22 protein-coding genes and 1 riboswitch are annotated in these 20,655 nt (G+C 33.3%); of the genes, 6 read left to right on the top strand and 16 right to left on the bottom strand.

Going from position 1 to position 20,655, the window contains the following annotated elements:
* Positions 1 to 133: 133 nt before the first annotated feature.
* Positions 134 to 2,989, top strand: a complete 2,856-nt coding sequence (gene carB, locus FJOH_RS00565) for a carbamoyl-phosphate synthase large subunit (RefSeq protein WP_011921617.1) — start codon at positions 134 to 136, stop codon at positions 2,987 to 2,989.
* 73 nt (positions 2,990 to 3,062) lie between these two features.
* Here the strand turns inward: carB and yiaA are convergent, their stop codons facing one another.
* The 5 genes from yiaA to FJOH_RS00540 all read right to left on the bottom strand — a co-directional run bounded on the left by yiaA (position 3,063) and on the right by FJOH_RS00540 (position 5,649).
* Positions 3,063 to 3,461: an inner membrane protein YiaA gene (yiaA, locus tag FJOH_RS00560; protein WP_011921616.1), complete on the bottom strand. Its 399-nt coding sequence runs from the start codon at positions 3,459 to 3,461 to the stop codon at positions 3,063 to 3,065.
* Between the two features lie 150 nt (positions 3,462 to 3,611).
* Positions 3,612 to 4,151: a DUF4252 domain-containing protein gene (locus FJOH_RS00555; protein ID WP_011921615.1), complete on the bottom strand. Its 540-nt coding sequence runs from the start codon at positions 4,149 to 4,151 to the stop codon at positions 3,612 to 3,614.
* A 2-nt stretch (positions 4,152 to 4,153) separates the two neighbouring features.
* A complete protein-coding gene (locus FJOH_RS00550; protein WP_011921614.1) occupies positions 4,154 to 4,681 on the bottom strand; it encodes a DUF4252 domain-containing protein in 528 nt (175 codons plus the stop codon).
* A 16-nt stretch (positions 4,682 to 4,697) separates the two neighbouring features.
* Positions 4,698 to 5,153 (bottom strand): hypothetical protein, encoded by a 456-nt coding sequence (locus FJOH_RS00545; RefSeq protein ID WP_011921613.1) that lies wholly within the window; start codon positions 5,151 to 5,153, stop codon positions 4,698 to 4,700.
* Positions 5,140 to 5,649: an RNA polymerase sigma factor gene (locus tag FJOH_RS00540; RefSeq protein ID WP_011921612.1), complete on the bottom strand. Its 510-nt coding sequence runs from the start codon at positions 5,647 to 5,649 to the stop codon at positions 5,140 to 5,142. The genes FJOH_RS00545 and FJOH_RS00540 overlap by 14 nt, the downstream gene beginning before the upstream one ends.
* 150 nt (positions 5,650 to 5,799) lie before the next feature.
* Between FJOH_RS00540 and FJOH_RS00535 the strand changes: the two genes are divergently transcribed.
* Positions 5,800 to 7,272, top strand: a complete 1,473-nt coding sequence (locus FJOH_RS00535) for a S41 family peptidase (RefSeq protein WP_011921611.1) — start codon at positions 5,800 to 5,802, stop codon at positions 7,270 to 7,272.
* Positions 7,273 to 7,329: 57 nt separating this feature from the next.
* On the opposite strand, the gene FJOH_RS00530 is transcribed toward FJOH_RS00535, so the two are convergent.
* From FJOH_RS00530 to FJOH_RS00490, 9 genes are all read right to left on the bottom strand, one after another.
* A complete protein-coding gene (locus FJOH_RS00530; RefSeq protein WP_011921610.1) occupies positions 7,330 to 8,397 on the bottom strand; it encodes a YncE family protein in 1,068 nt (355 codons plus the stop codon).
* Between the two features lie 5 nt (positions 8,398 to 8,402).
* Complete coding sequence (locus tag FJOH_RS00525; protein ID WP_044048185.1) at positions 8,403 to 10,262, bottom strand: TonB-dependent receptor plug domain-containing protein; 1,860 nt, start codon at positions 10,260 to 10,262, stop codon at positions 8,403 to 8,405.
* A gap of 27 nt (positions 10,263 to 10,289) precedes the next feature.
* Positions 10,290 to 10,492: riboswitch (cobalamin riboswitch) on the bottom strand.
* A 69-nt stretch (positions 10,493 to 10,561) separates the two neighbouring features.
* Positions 10,562 to 11,095 carry an alpha-ribazole phosphatase gene (gene cobC, locus FJOH_RS00520; protein ID WP_011921608.1) on the bottom strand — a complete coding sequence of 178 codons (534 nt, stop codon included), beginning with the start codon at positions 11,093 to 11,095 and terminating at the stop codon, positions 10,562 to 10,564.
* The gene (locus FJOH_RS00515; RefSeq protein ID WP_011921607.1) at positions 11,080 to 11,865 is read right to left on the bottom strand and encodes an adenosylcobinamide-GDP ribazoletransferase; all 786 of its coding nucleotides are present in this window, start codon (positions 11,863 to 11,865) and stop codon (positions 11,080 to 11,082) included. The genes cobC and FJOH_RS00515 overlap by 16 nt, the downstream gene beginning before the upstream one ends.
* Before the next feature lie 210 nt (positions 11,866 to 12,075).
* Positions 12,076 to 12,507 (bottom strand): IS200/IS605 family transposase, encoded by a 432-nt coding sequence (tnpA, locus tag FJOH_RS00510; protein ID WP_011921606.1) that lies wholly within the window; start codon positions 12,505 to 12,507, stop codon positions 12,076 to 12,078.
* A 67-nt stretch (positions 12,508 to 12,574) separates the two neighbouring features.
* Positions 12,575 to 14,254 (bottom strand): nicotinate-nucleotide--dimethylbenzimidazole phosphoribosyltransferase, encoded by a 1,680-nt coding sequence (cobT, locus tag FJOH_RS00505; RefSeq protein ID WP_011921605.1) that lies wholly within the window; start codon positions 14,252 to 14,254, stop codon positions 12,575 to 12,577.
* Positions 14,255 to 14,418: 164 nt separating this feature from the next.
* Entirely contained in the window at positions 14,419 to 14,928 is a 510-nt protein-coding gene (gene cobU, locus FJOH_RS00500) for a bifunctional adenosylcobinamide kinase/adenosylcobinamide-phosphate guanylyltransferase (protein ID WP_011921604.1), read from the bottom strand.
* 30 nt (positions 14,929 to 14,958) lie between these two features.
* The gene (locus tag FJOH_RS00495) at positions 14,959 to 15,336 is read right to left on the bottom strand and encodes a four helix bundle protein (protein ID WP_011921603.1); all 378 of its coding nucleotides are present in this window, start codon (positions 15,334 to 15,336) and stop codon (positions 14,959 to 14,961) included.
* A gap of 30 nt (positions 15,337 to 15,366) precedes the next feature.
* The gene (locus tag FJOH_RS00490; RefSeq protein ID WP_011921602.1) at positions 15,367 to 15,729 is read right to left on the bottom strand and encodes a DUF5522 domain-containing protein; all 363 of its coding nucleotides are present in this window, start codon (positions 15,727 to 15,729) and stop codon (positions 15,367 to 15,369) included.
* A gap of 95 nt (positions 15,730 to 15,824) precedes the next feature.
* On the opposite strand from FJOH_RS00490, the gene FJOH_RS00485 reads away from it, so the two are divergent.
* The 4 genes from FJOH_RS00485 (at position 15,825) to FJOH_RS00470 (ending at position 19,353) form a co-directional block, all read left to right on the top strand.
* Positions 15,825 to 16,967: an ABC transporter substrate-binding protein gene (locus FJOH_RS00485; RefSeq protein ID WP_011921601.1), complete on the top strand. Its 1,143-nt coding sequence runs from the start codon at positions 15,825 to 15,827 to the stop codon at positions 16,965 to 16,967.
* Position 16,968: 1 nt separating this feature from the next.
* Positions 16,969 to 17,997, top strand: a complete 1,029-nt coding sequence (locus tag FJOH_RS00480; protein ID WP_044047362.1) for a FecCD family ABC transporter permease — start codon at positions 16,969 to 16,971, stop codon at positions 17,995 to 17,997.
* Between the two features lie 74 nt (positions 17,998 to 18,071).
* Positions 18,072 to 18,485 carry a GxxExxY protein gene (locus tag FJOH_RS00475; RefSeq protein WP_011921599.1) on the top strand — a complete coding sequence of 138 codons (414 nt, stop codon included), beginning with the start codon at positions 18,072 to 18,074 and terminating at the stop codon, positions 18,483 to 18,485.
* Between the two features lie 91 nt (positions 18,486 to 18,576).
* Positions 18,577 to 19,353 carry an ABC transporter ATP-binding protein gene (locus tag FJOH_RS00470; protein WP_011921598.1) on the top strand — a complete coding sequence of 259 codons (777 nt, stop codon included), beginning with the start codon at positions 18,577 to 18,579 and terminating at the stop codon, positions 19,351 to 19,353.
* Here FJOH_RS00470 and FJOH_RS00465 read toward each other — a convergent pair.
* Positions 19,350 to 20,156: a hypothetical protein gene (locus FJOH_RS00465; RefSeq protein WP_011921597.1), complete on the bottom strand. Its 807-nt coding sequence runs from the start codon at positions 20,154 to 20,156 to the stop codon at positions 19,350 to 19,352. The genes FJOH_RS00470 and FJOH_RS00465 overlap by 4 nt on opposite strands.
* 34 nt (positions 20,157 to 20,190) lie before the next feature.
* Positions 20,191 to 20,646, bottom strand: coding sequence for a tRNA (cytidine(34)-2'-O)-methyltransferase (locus FJOH_RS00460; protein ID WP_011921596.1), 456 nt, complete (start codon positions 20,644 to 20,646; stop codon positions 20,191 to 20,193).
* Between the last annotated feature and the right edge of the window lie 9 nt (positions 20,647 to 20,655).

Below are 20,655 nucleotides of genomic sequence, written 5' to 3'. Positions count from 1 at the left end.
ACATACATAAGGCGATTACTTTTTTAGTATCGCCTTTTTTTATACCTTGTCGGTAAAAAATATCCCAACTTTCTAGTTTATAACGCACTAGATATGTTTTTTAAATCGTAAATAACTACACAATACATACAAAATGCCTAAAGACACATCAATAAAATCAGTTTTAATAATAGGGTCAGGACCTATTGTTATTGGCCAAGCTTGCGAATTCGATTATGCGGGATCTCAATCTGCACGCTCGATTCGTGAAGAAGGAATTGAGGTTATCTTGATTAACTCGAATCCAGCGACAATTATGACCGACCCATCTATGGCGGATCATATTTATTTGAAACCTTTAACGACAAAATCGATTATTGAAATTCTTAAGGAACATCCTCAAATTGATGCTGTTTTACCAACAATGGGAGGACAGACAGCTTTGAACTTGTGTTTAGAGGCTGAAGAAAAAGGAATCTGGCAGGATTTTGGGGTAAGATTAATTGGTGTTGATGTAAATGCAATTAATATTACAGAAGACAGAGAGCAGTTTAAACAGCTTTTAGAAAAAATTAAAGTGCCAACTGCACCTGCAAAAACAGCTACTTCTTACCTTGAAGGAAAAGAAATTGCTCAGGAATTTGGTTTCCCGCTTGTTATTCGTCCTTCGTTTACACTTGGAGGAACAGGAGCAGCAGTGGTTTACAAAAAAGAAGATTTTGATGAGCTTTTAACTAGAGGTCTTGAAGCCTCTCCAATTCACGAGGTTTTAATTGATAAAGCTTTAATGGGATGGAAAGAATACGAGTTAGAGCTTTTAAGAGATAAAAATGACAACGTTGTAATTATCTGTTCTATCGAAAACATGGATCCAATGGGAATCCATACTGGAGATTCGATTACAGTTGCGCCTGCAATGACATTATCTGATACAACTTTCCAAAAATTACGTGACTACGCTATCTTAATGATGAGAAGCATCGGAAACTTTGCGGGAGGATGTAACGTACAATTCGCAGTTTCTCCAGACGAAAAAGAAGATATCGTAGCAATCGAGATTAACCCTCGTGTGTCTCGTTCTTCTGCTTTAGCATCAAAAGCTACTGGATATCCAATTGCAAAAATTGCTTCTAAATTAGCTTTAGGATACAATTTAGATGAATTACAAAATCAAATTACAAAATCTACTTCGGCTCTTTTCGAACCAACTTTAGATTACGTAATCGTAAAAATACCACGTTGGAACTTCGATAAATTTGAAGGTTCAGACAGAACTCTAGGTCTTCAGATGAAATCTGTTGGTGAGGTTATGGGAATCGGACGTTCTTTCCAGGAAGCACTTCATAAAGCAACTCAATCTTTAGAGATTAAGAGAAACGGTTTAGGAGCAGACGGAAAAGGATATAAAGATTACGAATTAATTATCGATAAACTGACTCACGCAAGCTGGGATCGTGTTTTCGTAATTTATGATGCAATCGCAATGGGAATTCCGTTGAGCACCATTCATGAAATTACAAGAATCGATATGTGGTTCTTGAAACAATACGAAGAACTTTACACTTTAGAAAAAGAAATCTCAAACTACAAAGTTACAGATCTTCCTAAAGAGTTATTGCTTGAAGCGAAACAAAAAGGTTTTGCAGACAGACAATTAGCGCACATGATGAATTGTTTAGAAAGTGAAGTACACACTTTGCGTATGGAACAAAAAATCAACCGTGTGTTTAAACTGGTTGATACTTGTGCGGCTGAGTTTAAAGCGCTTACTCCTTATTACTACTCAACTTTTGAGGCTGAAATTGAAAAAGCAAACGGAGAGCGTTTTGTTGACAACGAAAGTATCGTAACAGATAAAAAGAAAGTAATCGTTTTAGGTTCCGGACCAAACAGAATTGGACAAGGAATTGAGTTTGATTACTCTTGTGTACACGGCGTTTTAGCAGCTAAAGAATGCGGTTACGAAACGATCATGATTAACTGTAATCCTGAAACGGTTTCTACTGACTTTGATACAGCGGATAAATTATATTTCGAACCAGTTTTCTGGGAGCATATTTATGACATCATCCAGCACGAAAAACCAGAAGGTGTAATTGTTCAGTTAGGAGGACAAACAGCTCTTAAATTAGCAGATAAACTTTCTAAATATGGTGTAAAAATTATCGGAACTAGTTTCGACGCACTAGATTTAGCAGAAGACAGAGGAAGATTCTCTGACTTATTAACTGAGTTAAATATTCCTTTCCCAAGATTTGGAATCGCTGAAACAGCTGACGAAGCTTCGAAATTAGCAGATACTTTAGATTTCCCACTTTTAATTCGTCCTTCTTATGTATTAGGAGGTCAGGGGATGAAAATTGTAATCAACAAAAAAGAGCTTGAAGAGCACGTTATCGATTTGTTGAAAGCAATTCCAGGAAACAAATTATTACTAGATCACTACTTAGCGGGAGCAATCGAAGCTGAGGCAGATGCAATTTGTGATGCTGATGGAAATGTGTATATCATCGGAATTATGGAGCACATTGAGCCTTGCGGTGTTCACTCTGGAGATAGTAATGCAACATTGCCTCCTTTTAACTTAGGAGAATTTGTAATGCAGCAAATTAAAGATCATACACATAAAATCGCCAGAGCTTTAAAAACGGTTGGTTTAATCAATATCCAGTTTGCGATTAAAGATGATACAGTTTACATTATCGAGGCAAACCCAAGAGCCTCTAGAACGGTTCCTTTTATTGCAAAAGCTTACGGAGAACCTTATGTAAATTACGCTACAAAAGTAATGTTAGGTCACAATAAAGTAACTGACTTTGATTTTAACCCGCAGTTAAACGGATATGCAATCAAACAACCAGTATTCTCTTTCAGTAAATTCCCGAATGTAAACAAAGCGTTAGGGCCAGAAATGAAATCAACAGGAGAAAGCATCTTGTTTATTGATGACTTAAAAGATGATCAATTCTATGAATTGTACTCTAGAAGAAAAATGTATTTGAGTAAATAATCTCAAATTCTATTATAAAAGAAAAGCTCCAATTTTTATTGGAGCTTTTTTATTTTAAATAGGTTTAAAACTTCTATTCGTTTTGACCAAAGCTCATATTGTCTCTGGTGTTTTTTTGCACAGAAATAGCACCAAACAATGCTAATAGAAATGCAAATGCATAAAAACCTTTTTCACTTGGTAAAATTGTTGCATTCCATAATCCAACAACTAAAAGAACGATTGATAATAAAGTTCCAAACCAGCAGATTCCGTAGTAAATATCAGTTACCGGAAGTTTTTCAAGTCGGTCTCTAACACTTTTTTGTAAAGAAACAACAGCAAAAAGTCCGAACATTAAAACAGTGAAATAATATCCTTTTTCGTTTAACAGCATTTCAGCTCTGGCAAGTCCAACAATAAAACCGATTGTTCCGGCTCCAAGAGCAACCCAAGATGCTGCGATAAAGGCATTTGATGTTTTTTGTATCATAATTTATTATTTTGGTAAGTTGCAAATATAATTAAATTGCATTCATATCAAAATAAATACTGATTGTTTTGTTCAGTAAAATCTTTCAAATATATATAAGAAAAAAGCTCCAGTTATGGAGCTTCAGTCGTTTATAAAGTAAGTAAAAGTCTATTGTTTAATTAATTGCTGCAATGGTTTTAACTGCTCCATGTCAATTTTTGATTCTTTTAAAACAGACATAAGCGTTATAATGTTATTCGGGTTCATATCTTTTCCTAATACACGAACTACAGCAAAACCATTTTCTTTTTTATTGGCAAAAACCACAAATTCTTTAATGTTTTCATCTGAGCCAACATAACTTATTGATGCTCCATCTTTTCCAGAACCAAATTTCATTAGTTCCTGGTATTTAGGATTTTTTAATATCGCCGTAACTTTTTTACGTTCCGTTTCAAATTCTGCCTGATTTTTATCTGTTGCTTTAAAAGCTAAGATGTTCATTTTATCAAATGAGTTTACAGCTTCTTTTTGCTCTGCCGAAAGTTTTGTTTTTTCTAAGTTTAAAATATCAGACGAAACATCAACAGAAATAAAATCTTTTTTATCTGTATTTTCAACAAAATATTTTTGCAGTGAAGGTTCAGAATTACAGCTTACTAAAGTTAGTAATGCTAAAATGGCTGTGGTGAAAACATTGACTTTCATGATTATTTTTTGTTTTTAGAAGCTTTCTTTAAGTCAGAACCGCCAGGAAGCTGCATTTTGTCTGTTAGTACAGAGATCTCGTTTAAATCAAAGTTTCCTGTAAGAGACAATAAAACAGTTTCGTCGTTTTTTGCTCCGTCAACAAACATTAGTAATTCTTTGATTTGAGTGTCGCTTGCTCCAGATTTTACCATTATTTTGACATTTTTACCGCTGTCGTTTACACGCATCAACTCTTCTAAACCTGCAGTTTTGATGTATTTATCTGCAGAAGCTTTCATATCGGCTTCGATTTTAGGATTTTTAGTTGTAAACACTTTTAGGTAATCTAATTTTTTAATCAGATTGATATATTGCTGTGTTTCTTTATCAGAAGCATCAACCTTTACCTTGCTCATTAAATCGAACATTTTTTTGTTTACAATTACTGATGTTACATCGTCCTGACCATCAAATTTGTCAAAAGCACCTTGTGCATAAAAAGCTTGGGTAACGAATGCGAAAACTAGTGTTATGATGAAATTTTTCATTTTTGTGTGTTTTAATTTACTGTTTAAAAATTCTGTTTTTTGATTGTTCATATTCGTTAATGTATTGTACACTTTCAATACCTACATTAACATTGCTCGATAATAGGGATAAAGCTTTTTGTGTTGCTTTTAAAGCTTCTTCCGGATCATCGTAGGTTCCTAATTCTGATTGGGCTGTAACCGAAGTTGTTTTTTCGCCAGTAAAATAATAGGTTCCAATTCCTAGTAAAACAACAATTGATGCTGCAATTGATAGCCACGCCACATTTCGTTTCTTAGTTTTTAGGGGTATTTCCTGCGTTGATTTTTGTTGTTTTACCTGAGAGAAATAACCAAAAATAGGTTTGTACTGCTCCAAATGCTGCGCAACATCTGATGAAGAAAAGTATTCTTTTAATTGATTTTCTTCGGCAATAGTAGTTTCTCCCTGAAAGTATTTTGCTAATATATTTTCTATTTTATCTAATTCCATAACTGTGTGCATTTACCATTGATTCTCTTATTTTTTTTCTTGCTCTCGAAAGTGCTACCCTGATTGCGGTTTCGTTCATGTTGACAATTTTCGCAATTTCTTCAAATTCATATTGTTCAACATCCCGCAGCTGAATTAATATTTGAAGCTGTTCCGGCAGCTGGCTTATAATTTTTCCTACCCATTCTAAACTATCTGCATCCTCCAGTTTTCGGTCTAATTGAGGCTCCCGATCTGTAAAATTGTTATGTACAATTTGAAGATTTCCTGCTCTTTTCGATTTTAACTGATCTAAACAATAATTTTTTGTCATGGTCATCGCCAAAGCTTCAACATTATTGTAAGCGTCAAGATTCTCTTTTTTGTTCCATAATTTTACCATTACTTCCTGAGTTGCGTCTTCAGCTTCTTCGGTACTGGTAAGCAATCTTTTTGCCAGACGAAACACTTTGTCTTTGAAAGGATTAACTAATTCTATAAACACATTCTGGTTCATAAATTAAAAGGTTATTCGTTAGCTTATATAGTCAAGACGAGGCACAATTATATTTGTTACAACATAAATGTAATTTTTTTTGCAAAAAAGAATAATACTTAAAACTAAAGGTAGTATTTTTACGTTAATACAATACCGAAACCTACTTTTATGAAACCAATTTTAAAATCGATACTGTTTTTGTGTCTGTTATCATTCTTTTTGCAATCTTGTGAGGATGAGGACGATGTGAGAACTCCTGCTCAATTGCAAGTGAATGATTTTGTGTGGAAAGGCTTAAACGAGCTTTATTTGTGGCAGGGTGATGTAGCTAATTTAGCAGATGATCGTTTCAGTTCTCAGGAAGAATTAAACTCTTATTTAGAAGGATATTCAAATCCTGAAGACTTATTTCAGGATTTATTAAATAAACCAGTAAGTAAATATCCAAGTAATGCGATTGATCGTTTCAGCTGGATCGTTTCAGATTATACCGTTTTAGAGCAGGAATTAGGCGGTATTACAAAAAATAACGGAGTTGATTTCAGGCTTACCAGAGTTGCAGAAGGTTCAAATGATGTTGTGGGATATGTTCGTTACATTATTCCCAATTCTGATGCATCTTCAAAAGCCATCAAAAGAGGAGATTTCTTTACGAGTGTAAACGGAACAAAATTGACGGTTTCAAATTATAAATCATTATTAGTTGACCCGGATAGTTATACTTTAGATTTTGCAGATTATAATGGAACTGCTTTTGTTTTAAATGGAAAATCAGTTGCCTTAACTAAAACTGTTTTAGAAGAAAATCCAATTTTAATAAACAAAGTAATCAATTCCGGAGGACATAAAATTGCTTATTTAATGTACAATGGATTTTATGCTGAGTATGACAGTAAATTAAATCAGGCTTTTCAGGGATTTAAAAATGAAGGGGCAACAGATTTGGTTTTAGATTTAAGATATAACGGGGGAGGTTCTGTACGTACTTCTACACGTTTGGCAAGTATGATTACAGGGCAGTTTGAAGGAAAAATATTTTCGAAAAGACAATATAATTTCAAACAAATGGCAGGCATGACTGCTGAGGATCTGGAAGTTTTAAACGAACGATTTGTAAAAGATATTGACGGCACTCCGGTAAACAGTTTAAATTTATCGACAGTTTATATTTTAACAACTTCTAGTACAGCATCGGCAAGTGAATTGATTATAAATGGACTAAAACCTTATATTAATGTAATTCAGATTGGAGAAACGACTACAGGTAAAAATGTTGGATCAGTTACACTTTATGATTCGCCAACTTTTACTAAAAGAAACGTGAATCCAAACCATAAATATGCCATGCAGCCTTTGGTATTTAAAATCTCGAATGCATCAGATTTTGGAGATTACACACAAGGTTTAGTTCCTACTTATGTTCAGTTAGAATATTTACGCAGTTATGGAGTTTTAGGAGATACCGCTGAACCGTTGTTAAATATGGCAATTTCTAAAATCACTGGAGCAGCAGCTAAAAAAGTACAGAATGATCACGGTTTAGTTTTACCTTATATAAGTGATTCTAAAAAAATCAACGGATTACGAAACGAAATGTATATAGACGGTAATGCCGGAGAGTTTATAAAAACTTTAAAATAAAAAAAAAAGGCTTTCAGAAATGAAAGCCTTTTTTTAAACCATAAATTCAAAAATGAATTAATCGTTAAAGTAAAAACCATTAGGAGATATTCCTACTGTAAATGATTTGTTTTTTGTTCCTGTAAGTGAATAAATGTATGCTTCTCCAGGATCTTGGTTATTTATAGCATCAGCCGCATAAATTTTATTGTCTTCTACTGCAAAACCGTAAAGATTTGTAACGTCAGAAGCTTTAAATAACGCTGTTGCTGGTAAAGATGTCGCATTAGCGGCCATAGAATAAATATTGTTTCCAATAGTATAATATACTTTGCTGTCTTCGATATCTAAGAATCCCGGATGTGTTATACCTGTAAAATCTAATGTTGATGATACAGTATTAGTACTTAAATTCACTTTTACAATTTTTCCCGCAGTTTCAACATCTGCATAGAATGGTTTTCCGTTACATAAAATATATAAAGTTCCGTTATCTTTTACTAAGTCGCTCGGCACATCTCCCACTACAAAATTTGTTACAACCGTATTTGTAGCAGAGTTAATAACTGTTAATGAATTTCCTTGTCCCCAGCCGCCTTTGTGTGCTACATAAAGTTTACCGTCATTTTCGATGATTTTTTCCGGACCTTCAACTACTGAAATTGAAGAAGTAACTGTATTAGTAGTAAGATCTAAAACTGCTACATAATCATCAGCAGGATCGCTTCCTTCTCCCCAGTTTGTTACATATCCTTTTCCGTTTGCAAATGCAATAAATCTTGGATTGTTTAAATTAGCTGTAACGGTAGCAATGCTTTTAAAAGTGTATCTGTTAACCACTTCAATTTTATTTGATCCGTTTACCACTATATAAGCTGCATCATCTTTAAAACCAATAAATAAAGGAGTATCTCCAGTAATTTTACCAGGATTAACTAAAGAGAAAACATTGTTTTCGATACTCAAATCATCTGATAAATAAGAAATAGTCCCATTGGTTTTTCCAAAATTACCTTCATTAACAATAAATATTCCATTCTCATAATCGCCGCGCGGCTCATCATTATTGTCATCATCGTTGCTGCAAGACACAAAAAATGCCGAGCTTATAAGGACTGTTAAAAATAGTTTGTTAAATTTTTTCATGAAATTTAAAAATTAAGGTTTATGTATATAGTATAATTTCTACCCGGCATTTGTCTACTTGTTACGGGTTGATAATTTTCGTTCCACAGGTTTAAAACCTGAAATCCAATTTTGTAACTGTTTTTTGCTCCAAAATCATAATCGACACCAATATTTCCAACATTATAATCTTTAATTTTTGATGCACGATTATTAAAAGGTGTAGTATAAACTTCTCCATTATAGAGGTATTGAAAGTAAGAAGACAGTTTTTTCCAGTTGTAAGCGACAGAGCCTGTTAATTTATGATAAGGAACATAAATTAACTGTTTATAGATTAATTCGTTTTTAATCAGCTGCTGGCTTTCTGAAACTGTATAAGCGTACGTACCGTTAATTGTGAAATTATTTTGCCCAAATTTTGGTTTCCATTCTACAAGAACTTCTGCTCCGTAGGCTCTCACTTTATCTGTGTTTTCAGGCGCCCATACATCACCGCCACCTTCACCCGGAACCCAGCGCAGTAAATCTTTAATAGAATTATAATAGGCAGTAATTGATAAAGTAAAGTTTTTTCTAAAGAATTCATTGCCAATTTCTGCCTGATAAGAAGTTTCGGGTTTTAAATTAGGGTTGCCGCTTCTTTCCCAAAACAAATCATTATAGGTAGGCATTCTAAAATTCTTTGAAGCATTGAATTTCAAACGATAAAAACTGGTGAAATCATATTTTGTTCCAAATGAAAAAAGAAAAGGATTACCGTAGTTGTCTGTAATTTCCTGACGAATACTGGCGTTATAATCCCATTTTTCAGTTAACAAATGATGCAAAAGCAGACTGGCAGTACCAACTTCTCTTTTTACATTATCAATACTCGAACCGTATCCTTTGTTTCTGCTGTAGTCTACAATTGAGTTTAATTTGATTTTATCATTTACATCAAAAGCTAAATCGTATTTTATGATAGAAGTTTCAACTTTTCCGTAAGTAAAATTATTGGAGGTAATACTTGGAAAATATTTATAAGATTCGCCAATATGTGCTGCTCGCAGTTTAGATGTAAAACGTCCCAGCTGACTTTCCCATTCTAATAAATTACGAGTATTAAAATCGTTGTATTTTGTTTTTGAAGCATTTGGCGATGTTAAAGAAAAGTGACGTTCTGAATCGTAAAACTGGCTGTAAGCTTTTAAAGTATTATTAGCATTGATTTTATAACCAAAAGTAGTATTCATACTCGTGTTATAATATTGGCCATTAATGTTTCTTTCGTCTGAATTGCCAGGATATTTAAAATCATTATCAGAACTGTTTCTTGAAATACTGACCTGTAAGCTGTATTTATCTGATGAAACTATAGTGCGGTAATTTGCGCTGTATGTATTATAACTTCCAGCGCTGAAAAAAACATGATTAGAAAATTCGTTTTTAAAACGTAAATCATTGTTCAGGTGAATGCTTCCGCCAATAGCGCTGCTTCCATACAAAACGCTTCCACCTCCGGCTTTTACAGTTATCGAATTAAAATCTCTCGTTCCAATAGTATTAAAATCGGCCTGACCTAAAAATTGTGAATTTATATTTATACCATTCCAGATAACAGCGGTCTGTGCGCCTGTTGTTCCTCTAAAAGATGGAGCAGAAGTCATTCCGAGCCCATTTTCTTTGAAATATATAACAGTATTAAAATTTAAAAGAGAGGTTAAAGAAGGCTGGTTTCTGTCGAGAATTGAATCGTTTAAAACCTGAACAGACTGCGAAGTAGAATATTTCTTAAGATTAGAATCTGAAACTACAACTTCTTTTAGTTTAATAGAATCGCTCTGCGCCCAAGTGAATTGGCACAACATCAAAAGAAAAAAAGCAAAACGTATTCTTAAAGTCATAATTTCTACACTCTTTTTCCCGAGAGCTCGATATTCGTTACAAAGGCAGGTCTCCTGGCTTGCGTCTTGTTGTTTACCTTCCCATTCGCGGGGGCGAGCAGTGGTTTTGCAGTTTACAACAAGCATTCTTTTTTAGAACTAAGCTTACAGTTGCGGGTACAGCTCAAGATTTTACTTGATTCCCTTTTTAATGTGTTAATCAAAACACAACCTTAATTTTGTGCAAATATAAAGTTAAAAATACTGATAATTCAAATATGTATTGTTTTTGTAATCAAATAATCAAACAAATAGCCAGATTATAGTTCAATTCTTATGACTTCCCCAAAATCGACTTTGTTTTGAAAAGCCTCTTTTAAAGGCAGTGAAGTTTGATGGCATAAAATGCTTCGTATAATACCCGCATGAGCTACAATGATTACAGGGTGTGTAAGGTCTGAAATCTGCTCAGCTAAAAAGCCGCCGACTCTTGAATGTAATTCTGTAAATGATTCTCCATTTGAAACGGGAATATTTACAAAATCTTCCATCCACGGATTTAACTCTTCTGGCGGAATCTCATCCCAGGGTTTTAATTCCCAGTCGCCAAAATTCATTTCTTTTAAGCGGTCATCTTCCTGATAAGAAATGGCGTTTGTATTTTTTTGAATATGTTTTGCCAGAATAGAACAACGTTTTAACGGGCTTGAAAAAATTACCGTTTGAGACGGCAATTCAGATATAATTCTGTTAAAGATTTCGTCAAAAGGCGCAGCAATATCTACATCCGATTGTCCGTAGCAAATTCCTTTTTCGCAGATCGTTTCGGTATGGCGAACTAGATAAATTTCCATATAAAAAGAATACTTAAATAATATACAACTTCACAAACCTGCTGCGTGGCGCCAAGACAATCACCCGTGTAGCCGTCAATCCATTTTTGAAAATAACGAGCCAGAAAATAGCGGGTAATAAAAATTGGAATTAAAGCCAAAAGAGTTTTATAATTGAAATAGGAGAGTGCCAATAACGGAATTAATCCGAAGAAAAATGAACCCAAAACTTCTCTCCAGCTGTGGTTTTTTGCTATTGGTTTACTTTTACTCGAAGCATCATCGCGAGAATATTCATGTGTAAAAATAATACTAATTGCAGCTAAACGACTTAAAGAATGTGCAGAAATAAATAAAAGAAAAACCAGAAAAATGCTGTGAGTAAAAAGTGAAATGGATTCTGAAAGCAGTTTAAATTTCACCAGAAAAAGCAAAACCAAACCAATTGCTCCATAAGCACCAATGGCGCTGTCTTTCATAATTGTAAGGATTTTTTCTTTAGTCCATCCTCCGCCAAATCCGTCGCAGACATCAGCAAATCCGTCTTCGTGAAAAGCACCGGTAGTTAAAACCGAAATAATAATTGAAAAAATCACTGCTGTTTCTGTTGAAAGAAATAACGAAAAAAGATAAAAAGCCAGAAATGAAATTGATCCGACAATCCAGCCAATAAAAGGAAAATATCGTGTGGCTTTATTTAAATAATCAGGATTATGATCGATGTTTTTTGGACATGGAATTCTGGTGTAGAACATTAAACAAGTAAAAAAAATATGTAGTTCTTTTTTCATTTAGATTATGATTGTTTGGCTAAAGCCTTTTTGACAGGCACTTATTTTGTTCCAACATCTAAAGATGTTGGCAATTGATTTTATTTATTGCCAATACTCTTTTTGACGGTAGAATATTCAAAAAATAAAAACTAATGTATAAAATTAATTGCCTCCAGATTTATCTGGAGGTAAAAAAGAATTAGCATTTTCTGGGCTTTAGCCAAATTTCTAAGGATGCTTAAAACCAAATTTCGTTATAAATTCATCATATTCTTCTTGAAATGTTTTCTTTTTATGATGATCCTCTTGATTTTTAATATAATTTCTAACCTTGTCAACTATAGATTCTGATACTGATACTGCAAAATATTCATCCTGCCATTCAAACTTTTCTTTAGTTAATTGATTTTTATTAATCCAATATGAAGATTCACCTTTTAATAATTGTATTGTTTTCTGAATGGTTTGATTATTTCCCAACGAAATTAAACAATGACAATGATCAGAATAACAACTAATATATTCAAGATATATTTCTTTTTTTAATGCATTTTCCTTTATATGATGCCAAACTTTTTGGCGAAGATCAGTCGAATTTAAAAATGGGAATCTATTTTTTGTACTCCAAACACAATGAATATAAACTTTAGTAAAAGGCATGTATATTTTTTAAAATAATTTCAACTTATTAATTCAAAGGTATAAACTCTGAATTAAAAATGGAGAGTTATTTCTTACTTATTCCCACGCTTTCAAAACTAGCCATTTCATTCAAAAAAGCTTCTGCCGATTTTAAAATAGGAAAAGCAACTGCACAGCCGGTTCCTTCTCCCAGGCGCAGATCTAAATTTAAAATGGGCTTTGCATCAAGATATTCCAGCAGTTTTAAATGTGCTTTTTCGGCAGAACAATGACAAAAAATGGCATTTTGTTTTATGTTGGGATTTATTTTAAAAGCAATTAAAAAAGCCACACTGCAAATAAAACCATCAACAAGAATCAGCATTTTGTTTTCAAAAGCTGTCAACATGCCGCCTGCCATCTGCATAATTTCAAAACCTCCAAAATAAGCAAGATGCTGTTTTAATTCGGTTTGACCGGAATAATTTTCCAATGCTTTTTTTAGAATATTTTGTTTGTCGAGCAGTTTTTGGTCATTAATTCCCGTTCCTTTTCCAACGCATTCTTCTATAGGCAAACCCGTTAAAAGACTCATTAAAACAGAAGCTGTAGAAGTATTTCCAATTCCCATTTCACCAAAACCAATACAGTTAGAACCCGTTTTGGCAATATTTTCTACAATAGATTTTCCTTTTTCAAAACACAATTGAAGTTCAGTTTCGCTCATTGCCGAAGCGTAAAGAAAAGATTGTGTGCCTTTGGCTATTTTGGCATTAATTAATTTAGCATTTGTTGGGAAATCATAATTTACGCCCGAATCTACAATCGATAATTCGATATTATTCTGCTTGCAGAAAACATTTATTGCAGCACCGCCATTTAGAAAATTATTCACCATTTGGCGCGTTACATCTTGCGGATAATCACTTACGCCGTGATTGGCAATTCCGTGATCAGCTGCAAAAACAACAACATTAGGGTTTATAATTTTCGGATTTAAAGTTTCAAAAACGGATGCCATTTGAAAAGCCAAAGTTTCTAATGTCCCCAGTGAACCAAGAGGTTTTGTTTTTGAATCTATTTTTTCTTGTAAAAGTGCAGCGAAATCAGTTTTAGGATCTGCTTTGGTTTCTTTTTTTAAATCGAAATCAGAAATATTGATTTGATGAATTTCATTGATTTCCTTACAATCTGCAGTTTCAGATTTTTGTTTCCAGTGTAATTGCTGTAACATGGGCTGATTGCCGTAATTTGTGGCAGGTTTTCCAATGCAGAAATAACCAAGCGGTTCTATATTTTCGGGTAAATCAAGAATTTTTTTGAATTGGAAATAATTTAAAATTGAAACCCAGCCCATTCCGTAACCTTGTTCTGTTAGTGAAAGCCAAATATTCTGGGCTGCACAAACCGAACTGAACTTCACAGCCTCATTACTGCCAATGGTTCCAATCGTAAACTGATTTAAAACTGAGCGATCGTAAGCAATTATAAGTCCAATTGGCGCTTCTTCTATTGCTTCCAGCTTTAGCGATTTGTAAAGTTCTTTCTGTTCCGGATTGTCAGTAAGTTCTTCCGCTTTTTTATTATAATCTAAAAACAGGTTTTTAATCGCACTTTTAACAGCATCCGATTTAATGATATAATAACGTGTCGCATCGGTCAGTCCAACAGATGGCGCCCAATGTCCGGCCTGTAAAGCTTTTTGAATGACTTCATCAGGAACCTCATCGGTAGTAAAATGTCGGGTATCGCGGCGTGATTTTAATATATCGTCTAAATGGCTCATAATTTTTCAATTTCAAAAATCAATATCAATGACAAAATTCAATTTCAAACTTCAATATCAATTTACTCTTTATGTAAAGATACTCCACGATATTGGAATTTGGAATTTAAAAGTTTAGAATTTGTTTTGTTGGTTCTTGAAATTGAAATTGATTTTTGCGATGGTTAACCTTTTATCTTAACTGGAATTCCGGAAACCATTAAAACTACTTCATCAGCTTTTGAAGCCAGAAACTGATTCATCCAGCCTTGCAGTTCTGTAAATTTTCTGCCAATTTCGGTAGCAGCGTGAACGCCCATTCCAATTTCGTTGGTCACAATAATCAAAGTTGCATTTTCTTGATTTGCTATTGATAGAAACTCTTTTTTTGCTTCTTCTAAACTTGATTCAACATTATTTTTATTGTCTACGAAGAAATTGGTAAGCCAAAGCGTTACACAGTCGATTAAAGTGACTTTATCTGAAAAATCAATTTCGCTTATATATTTTTCCTTTTCAATATTTGTCCAGCGTTCGTCTCTTTCCTGTTGATGACGATCGATTCGGTTTTGAAAATCTGAATCCCATTTTCTGGCCGTTGCCACATACATAGGAGAATCAGAAAGCTGTAATGCCAGATTTTGTGCATAAGTGCTTTTTCCTGATCGTTCGCCGCCGGTAATTAGGTAAATCATTTATAATGGTTAATTATTGATTGTTAATTATTAATTTATTGAAGAGGTTTCTTTTATTGATGAATTTTTAGAAGTTTTAAGAATACTCGTTATTAGTTTTAGAATTGAAATCGCATCATTGTTGATGTTTTCAAATTCTTTTTCATTCAAGTAATCGGTTGCTTTTAATAATTCTAACCAATAAACAGTTTCGTTAGCTTCCTTTTGAGCAATTGAAAATTTATGAATAAAGTCGCTTTTACTTTCTGCATGCTCAGCTTCTCTAATCATTGCACCAACGCTTGTTCCTGATCTTAAAAGTTGTTTAGAAAGTATAAATTCTTTTTTATCATTATTTAGATATTGATATAATCTGATAATTCTGACTGCAAAATCAAAACTTTTATTTTTAACAACATTGTTTTTCATAATTAACCACTAACAATTTATAATTAACAATCAATAAGGGCAATGTCTGCAATTGTTTCCACAGCAAGTACCGCGTTTTAGGTGATACCAGGTTTTAAAAACCATGTTGCCGTTTTCAATGTAATAGTCAATTCCCTCAATTAGTTTAGTTGTTTGGGGTAAAGATATGGCTTTATTTTTAAGGGCATTTTTAGGAGTAATAGTCTCGATATAAGCATCGATTTTGTCTTCACAGGCTTCTTTAAAACAAACAGGACATAAACAGTCCGCTCCCTCAGAAAGATTGAAAATAGGAGGATAGTCATTACACCAGCATTTACTTTCAACCGAAATATCTCCACAGCTGAATTCTGATTCGCAGCTTGAGCAAATTTTAATTTTTGTGGTATTCATAAATGTAAAGATACAATTTGTTGTTTTTGTAAGAATAAAGGTAAGTAAAAAAAATATAAAATGCTTTACCTTTGTTCCTTTCGAAAACGTAAAATATGAGACATTTATTCCCTAAATTGATTTTTATTTCTTCTTTTTTTATCCTCTTCGGATGTAAGAAGAACGAAACGAGCGAAGTAGCAAAAACTGATGCTGCAAAAAACAGTATCGAATATGCATCTGGACTTTCGATCGTAAAATATGACGATTATTCAGTAGTTACGGTTTCAAATCCCTGGCCTAATGCGAATAAGGATTTCAAATATGTTTTAAAAGAAAAAGAAGCAAAAGTTCCGGATAGTTTACAGGCTTATACTTCAATTCAGATTCCGTTAGAATCTGTTGTAGTAACTTCAACCACTAATATTCCTTTTTTAGAAATGCTGGAAGTAGAAAACAAGCTTGTTGGTTTTCCGCATACCGATTATATTTCGTCTGAAAAAACCAGAGCTTTAATTGATAAAGGTTCTGTGAAAAACGTTGGACAGAATGAAAAATTAAATATCGAACAGTTAATAGAATTATCACCAGATTTAATTGTGACTTTTGGTGTTGATAATAACAACCCAATGCTGGATAATTTAAAGAAAAGCGGATTGAATATTTTAATTCAGGGCGACTGGATGGAACAGTCACCGCTTGGAAAAGCAGAGTGGATAAAACTTTATGGAGCTTTGTTTGGTAAAGAAGAAAAAGCAAAAGAATTGTTTGATAAAATTGTTCAAAGTTACGAGCAGGCAAAAAAACTGGCGGCAGAAAAAGAAGTAAACTCTACCGTTTTATACGGATCTATGTATGAAGATGTTTGGTACGTTGCCAAAGGAAACAGCTGGGTTGCTGAGTTTATGAAAGATGCTCATGCCAATTATTTATGGGCAGATTTAAAAGGAACAGGAAGTGAAGGTTTATCTTTTGAAAAAGTTCTGGATAAAGCAAAAACGGCGAGTGTATGGATTGCTTCAGGTTCGTTTAAAAGTCTGGATGAACTGCAAAAGGCAAATCCGCATTATGGAGAATTTGATGCTTTTAAAAATAAAAATGTATATAGTTTTGAAGGAAAACTGGGAGCGACAGGAGGAACGGTTTATTATGAACTGGCACCAAGCCGTCCGGATTTAGTTTTAAAAGATTATATCAAAATTTTTCACCCTGATTTACTGCCAAGCTACGAATTTACTTTTGCATCAAAACTGAATTAAATTGGCTGACAAAAAACGAAATACTATTTTATTTGTCATCTTGACGTTAGGTCTTTTGCTGATGTTTTTTGCGAGCATTAGTTTAGGCTCCGTTACGATTCCGTTAAAAGATGTTTTTTCAAGTTTAACCGGGGGACACGCAGCAAAATCGACCTGGGAATATATCATTATAAATTATCGCCTGCCAAAAGCGATTACTGCAGTTTTGGTTGGAACCGGGCTGTCAATCAGCGGACTTTTAATGCAGACGCTTTTTAGAAATCCGCTTGCAGGTCCTTATGTTTTAGGATTGAGTTCCGGGGCAAGTTTAGGTGTTGCTTTTGTCATTTTAGGGGCTGGGTTTCTGCCTTCGTTTTTAAGTGTAATTGCTTTATCGTCATACGGAATTGTAATTGCATCGACATTTGGAAGCACGTTGGTTTTGTTATTGGTTTTAATAGTTTCTCAAAGACTGCGAGACACAATGGCAATTTTAATTGTGGGATTAATGTTTGGAAGTTTTACAACTGCAATTGTAAGTGTTCTAACGTATTTTAGTACGGCAGAACAATTGCAGAAGTTTACATTTTGGTCAATGGGAAGCTTGGGAAATCTTTCCTGGTCAACAATTGGAATCTTGACTTTTTGTGTTGGAATTGGTCTGCTTTTAAGTGCTAAAAGCATCAAGCCTTTAAATGCTTTGCTTTTAGGAGAAAACTATGCAAAAAGCATGGGATTAAATTTTAATCAGGCGAGATTGATTATAATATTTGCAACCAGTATTTTATCTGGAGCGATTACGGCTTTTGCAGGACCAATTGCTTTTATTGGTTTAGCAGTGCCGCATATTGCAAAACTGACTTTTCAAACGAGTAATCATACTATTTTGTTTTGGAGTACTTTATTTTTTGGATCAATTATAATGTTGTTTTGTGATATTGTTTCGCAAATGCCGGGATTTGATGTTACGCTTCCAATAAATGCCATAACGTCTATAATTGGTGCGCCGGTTGTAATTTGGCTTCTAGTACGGAAAATAAATTTTCAGTAAAAACTTACAAAATATTTATGTCTTTATTTTTTTAAACACATAGAAACATAGTTTTTATTTCAATTAAAGAATTAATGATTACTCAAAAATATTTAGATGAATTAACTTATGAAGTTTTAGGTGCTTCAATAGAAGTCCATAAAATAATTGGTAAAGGATTACTGGAAAATGTTTATCATCAATGTCTGAAAGAAGAACTCTCACAAAGAAAATTAAATTTTTTCACAGAGCTGAGAGTTCCAATAATATATAAGGATAAGGAATTAGTTACAGATTTTCGATGTGATTTGTTTGTTGAAAATTGTTTAGTAGTAGAATTAAAAACAGTTTCCGAAATAAATTCGATTCACCAAGCTCAACTGTTGACCTACATGAAACTTTTAAAAGCACCAAAAGGGATTATAATTAATTTTAATTGTTTTAATATTTTTAAAGAAGGCCAAAAAACACTTGTAAATGAATATTTCAGATTGCTGCCAAAACTTTAATCTCGGCTATGTTTGATTTACAAGTAAATCTTAGATTCCTTCTAATAAGACAAAGAAACCTATGTTTCTATGTGTTTAAATAAAAAATGCAATGAGGAATATTCTATCAGCTTCAAACTTAACTATTGGATATAAATCCAAGAAAGCAACTGTGATTATTGCTGAGAATTTGAATTTAAATTTAAAGTCAGGAAAACTAATCTCTTTAATTGGTGCAAATGGAATTGGGAAATCGACTTTACTGCGCACGATTACCGGAATTCAGCATCCGTTATCTGGAAATGTTTATTTGAATGATACAGCTGTTTCTGCTTATAAACCTTTGGATTTAGCGCAGAATTTAAGTTTGGTTTTAACTGAAAAACTGCCGCCGAGTAATCTTTCGGTTTTCGAATTAGTGGCGCTTGGCAGACAGCCTTATACCAATTGGGTTGGAACTTTGACCCAAACTGATATCGAAAAAGTTCAGGAAGCGATGGAGTTGACTCAAATAGAACATCTTTCTCATAAAAAACATTACGAAATAAGCGACGGACAATTGCAAAAGGTTTTAATCGCACGTGCTTTGGCACAAAATACACCGCTCATTATTCTGGACGAACCAACAACACATTTAGATTTACTGCACAAAGTTTCATTATTTAAATTGCTGAAGAAACTAACTCAGGAAACTCAAAAATGTATTTTATTTTCTACACACGATATTGATCTGGCAATTCAATTAAGCGATGAAATGATTGTCATGACTCCTGAAAATGTTGTACAGGACGAACCTTGTAATTTGATTTCAAACGGAAGTTTTGCAGCTTTGTTCAAAGATGAACATATAATTTTTGATGCCGAAAAAGGAAAGTTTATTGTGACTTAAATATTGTTTTCAAAACGGAGTCTGTAAACATGAAGTAAATTTTCTAATTCTTCAAATGTTATTGTCATCTCATTTATACTAATCATCTCATTATTAAATGCGAGATAATCTGTAGAGCTTCTTGCACCTGATTTTGTAAAAACACGGTCATTATATATTTCGTTCCAGGGAATTAATTTTCCGTCTTTTAATCTAATCCCTTTTTCATTAAGAGTTATCTGAGGACCATTATGTCTAAGATTTTTAATTCGATCTGCTATAATACAGATTCCTAATATTACAAAAAGTAATCCAAACCAATTTTTGTTTAAAATTAAATATAAACCTATGCCGGTAAAACCTATGGCGATTACTAAATTCAGTATTAAGGTAGATTTCGAATAAAAAATTAAGGTTTCTTTAGGGATCGAAATATCATCCTTAAAAATATCTTTTTCTAGGAATTTAGTCTCTAATCGTTTTAATTTTTGTATTTGATCATAATTTTTGAATACGCTTTTCTCAAACAAACTTCCTTTTTTCCAAATCAATTTTTGTTCAAAAGCTTTTCTTTGTAATGTGTGAACATTTCTAACATTTTCAAACGCCCATATTTTCCATTTATTGATATTATAACTCCATATTAACCATCCGGATAAAGGGCCGAGAATAAATCCTAAAGCAATAATCCAAGCGTCAAAAAACTTTAAATAAAATAGAAGAAAGCCTCCTATTATAAAGCTAAATGCAGCGATTATTGGAATGTATTTTAATTTTCGCCTTCCACTGCTTAATGCTTTTTCAACAGTTACTGTTTCTTTCATGTCAATTTAATCTTAGTAAAAAACTAACCTGCTTTTATTTTTTCAATCCAATCTGTCTTTTAGCTTCACCAACTACAAAAGCAACTGAATTTGCAATATTAAAAGAACGAATCAGCGGTGACATTGGGATTGTTAAATGATTTTCAAATCGAGCCATAAATGCTGCACTCAAACCAACGCTTTCTTTTCCAAAAACCAGCCAGTCGCCGTCCTGAAATTCATTTTCTAAATATGATTTTTCAGAATGTGAACTCATCAAAAATACTCTGGAGTGATCTGGAATTTGCTGGATCCATTCTTCAACATTCTGATATTCGGTTACATCAAGATGCACCCAATAATCCAAACCCGAACGTTTAAGGTTTTTATCATTAATTACAAATCCAAAAGGATGAATTAAATGAAGCCGGCTTTCTGTACCCACGCACAATCTTCCAATATTTCCGGTATTGTTTGGTATTTCTGGTTCTACAAGAACTACGTTTAGCATTATGTTTAT

Origin of the sequence: Flavobacterium johnsoniae UW101, from assembly GCF_000016645.1 — a bacterium.
Classification (GTDB): domain Bacteria; phylum Bacteroidota; class Bacteroidia; order Flavobacteriales; family Flavobacteriaceae; genus Flavobacterium; species Flavobacterium johnsoniae.
The sequence above is the reverse complement of the archived record's forward strand: the minus strand, read 5'-3'. Positions and strand labels throughout refer to the sequence as shown.